Below are 3,614 nucleotides of genomic sequence, written 5' to 3'. Positions count from 1 at the left end.
GGCCTTGGCATAGGCTGTCACCCAGGCATCGGGGACGCGTGCAAATTCTGCCTTGGCTTCGTCAAAATACTGTGGCTCCGCCTGGACCCAGGCAACCATTTTTCCATACCACTCAACAACGTCCGCCTCATCCGAAGCGACAAAACCACCATCTGGCATCCGGTTGTTCACCCAATCCGTGAGATCATCCTTCCCCTTTTTCAGCTCGTCCTTCACGCGATCAATGCTGACCAGTTCACCCCTGGCATGATGCCAGCGCAGCGCTTCCCAGAAACCCGGGCAGAGATCAAAGGCGTAGTATCGACGCTTGGCCTCAATGAACACATTGGCATCCAGCACAAAGTTCATCCCATGGATCATGATTAAAATCCAAGCCCAAGGGACTTCGCGTATTTGTCAAATGTCTTCCCCTGAAGACCGGTTAACTGGTATGCATCCCGATACAAAATACGACCTTCTTTGGCGGCCCGTACCACAGCATAGGCAAATCGCCTCCCCACGCGAGCGTTTTGATTGGCATAAAAATCTCCGCCCGGCTTTCTCTTTCTCAGGGCGGAAAACCGTCGTTCATCTTCAAGGTAGTTCCTATAGAAATCGAAAAATGTCTCCCTGTTGATCAGATCAAGATCCAACGCTCTACGCGCCGCAACGAGTGTGCTGACTTTGAAATTGCGCGCGATAACCTGAAATGACTCAGTATCCTGCCCCTCCATTGGCCACAACGCTCGCAACTCCCGCTCCGGAACAAGAAACTCTGCAGCTACCTTGTTACATGCGATCTCGGTCCGGTCTTCCGCAGGCTGCAATTCACGCAGATCAAACACGGCACTCTTGTCGAACCATACATGGGCGAGCTCGTGCGCAATGGTGAACATCTGGGCCGCCTTGCCATCGACGCCATTGATGAACACAAGGGGAGTATACGCATCAGGCAGGACAAATCCACGAAACTCCGCAGGATCAAGCTTCCTTCTTGTGTTATTGCCAACAATTCCATTCGTAATAATAAGAATCCCTGCCTTTTCTACAGCCAAGCGCAAAGCCCGCAAGGCATCCTCCCATGTGCGATGTTGCGCCGCCCATCTATCGCCGATCCCCAACACTTGTCGTATATGGGTAGCAACCTGAACGGGGTCATCAGTTGGCTCAGCGGCACCCACAAAAGGCAATCGAGGCTGCCCCTGTTCAATCAGGAATTCGAGCATCCATGCCTGTCGCCGCTGCATCATTTGCACGGTATCCAGCAAATTGGGACTGGTCCTGTGGACAGCACGGTCATCCAGGGTTCTAAAGTCCGGGATCGGCAAACGATCCTCAGGTGGTGTATCCAGAAAGAAATATCCCAGTGGGGTCAGGGTTTTCTTCGCCAGTGCCTCCAGCTGCTTCAAGGTCGGTTTAACCTCTCCGGTTTCCCATTGCTCGAACTTCGGGAACAGGTGTCCCAATACATCCACAGATACCCCGGCGCGCTCGCGTGCCCAGTGCAGGATTTCCGGGTTGACAGATACTCGACTCATAGCTGTTGATTTTATAGTAATTTCAATTGCTTTCGCATTTGTTTTACAGTGCCCCACCAAGCCGATCTCAAACGATCGATATTTCAGCCACTTGGCGATGCCGCCCAAATCCGGAAACAGTTGCTGCTAAAAGGTGCATAATAGTCCGCACTGTGATGGACTGGCCGCATGGCCAAGAAAACCGATCTGCCGATGACAGACTTCAGGGGGTGGTCAAAATTCGACGCTGTTTCCCCCCAATTCCTGATCAGTTTTGCATGCTGATTAACATTCGAGGCCTATGCCGCCGACCCCGGGCGGTTCGTCTATCCACCCGAGAATCTGCCGTCGCCCCCCACAAAGGACAGCGACCGGCTGAATGGCTATGCCTCGGTACTCCCGTCGGCGCAGGAGGTGTCTTAATGACCTCCATTGAGCAGATTGCCCGCAGTATCGCGACATCCGCTGCACCCACATCGCCCAGGACCTGGCCGACCTGCTGCGTCGGGCCGAGGCCAACGAAGTGTCCTATCTGGCCTTCGCCGAGGCCCTGGTATCCCATGAGCAGCAGCGACGCAACCAGCGCCGGATTGAGATAAACCGGCGCAAGGCCGGCTTCTAATTCCTGGTCAGTCATCTTATCCTGTTGATCCGGGTTGAGTTTTATGGGATATGGTCGGATGTGACGGGTAGCCATGCCGTTTTAACGGGTTATTCAATGTACTACACGGGGAAACCCCGAGCGGCACAAATGTATCTTCGACTTTGAAGATCCATCAGCGCTCATTGTGATTTCCTGATGCGCAAATATTCTTGAAGTTGGGTGTATCCGGCATTTTTCACAAGCCCTGGCTCAACTTTCCTGATTTCGTCCAAACAGCGTCCCAACGCTTCGGTCACCCCCGGTTGATCGGAAATTACAGCTGCCAGCACGTACAACGCCTCCCCAGGATATTGGCGGCATAACCCCGATTTGTGCAGCATATCAACAACGTAGTGTGGATGTTCGAGCGGTTGCAGCCAGTCTTTTACCGCAGCCAAAGCAGCCGGGAATTCGCCTCGGGCGGCAATGCTCATCAGGGTTAAGCGTTCGGCAAGTCGTGGGGTGGCCAGGTCGCGGGACTTGGGCCAGACCTGTTGCCAAAAGGGCTGGACACGGTTCTTCCAGTAGTCCTCGCGCCGATCGGCAGATCCTTCGAGCGCCTGGAAAAGCGCCTGCGCGGACGCCTCAATCCCGTCTTGAGGCAGCGCACCCATCGCAGAACGGAATTCATCCATGGTGTATCCTTCGGTTGGCTCCAATGCTGCGTACGTCAGGAAGGCCGCGAACTGTTGTTTGTAGTGTCCACCCAGGTCGGTATAGTGCTCTGCACTCTCAAGGAACGGGGCTTTGAAGGCCGTCAGCAGGGGCTGGTACAAGCGGGGTGACTGCAGGAAGCCTTCCCACACGGCTTTCGCTTCGGTCGGATTGTCCCAATTAAATAGCGGTAACAGATATTGCTCAGTCCACGCCCGGTCCACCCGGAAAAAGGCGATCAGTTGCGACCCCAGCAGTACCCGACCGGGGCGGAATCGGGCCTTCTGAACATCACACAGTTCGGTAAAGAAGGGTTTGATCTCTTCTGGAAGAAGATCGTTGTCGTTTGGGTTCCGCTTGAACCACAGGTTGATCAGCGCCTGCGTGACATGCCCGATGGGGTGGTTGAGTGCCTCGGCGACAGGCTGATCCGTTGGCCCGCCATTGTGTGTCATCCCCGTGTCCGCTTCGAGTGACATTTCCAATACACGGCGACACAGGTCCAGCAGGATGTCCTTGTGACGGTTAATCGTCCCGGATACCACCTCGATCCATCCCGTCACGCCATGGGCGATTTCCTGGATAACGGTGTCGGGCATGCGCTGCACCAGGGGGGCGGCATAACACCACGACCGCTGCAGCATGTCTTCTTCACTCCAGGCATGCAGGGCCTCGTGCCATCGCTCAGTCGGCCACACGCCATCGCGTGCCAGATCACAGAGCGCGAACAGGCTATGAAAGAAACGGTTGCGGCAGACCTCGCGCCACGCCTCCTTGTAGGAGGGGAACATATTCGTCGATCCTTGCGCGAATTCTCGCAA

Annotated in this window: 2 protein-coding genes and 1 pseudogene; all 3 read right to left on the bottom strand. The window is 55.1% G+C overall.

All coding sequences use genetic code 11. The annotated features are described in order from the left end of the window. On the bottom strand, positions 1-360 hold a 360-nt coding region (locus ACOCD2_RS14355; protein WP_293675342.1), incomplete at its 3' end, for a DUF4411 family protein. Positions 361-362: 2 nt separating this feature from the next. Beyond that, positions 363-1,625 (bottom strand): ImmA/IrrE family metallo-endopeptidase, encoded by a 1,263-nt coding sequence (locus ACOCD2_RS14350; protein ID WP_305802019.1) that lies wholly within the window; start codon positions 1,623-1,625, stop codon positions 363-365. 654 nt (positions 1,626-2,279) lie between these two features. Further along, a pseudogene (locus ACOCD2_RS14345) lies at positions 2,280-3,614 on the bottom strand (hypothetical protein); the annotation flags it as partial.

Source organism: Thiolapillus sp. (assembly GCF_048562965.1).
In the GTDB taxonomy this organism is placed as follows: domain Bacteria; phylum Pseudomonadota; class Gammaproteobacteria; order Chromatiales; family Chromatiaceae; genus Thiolapillus; species Thiolapillus brandeum_A.
Note: the sequence above shows the minus strand (reverse complement) of the source record. Positions and strands in the feature narration are given on the sequence as shown.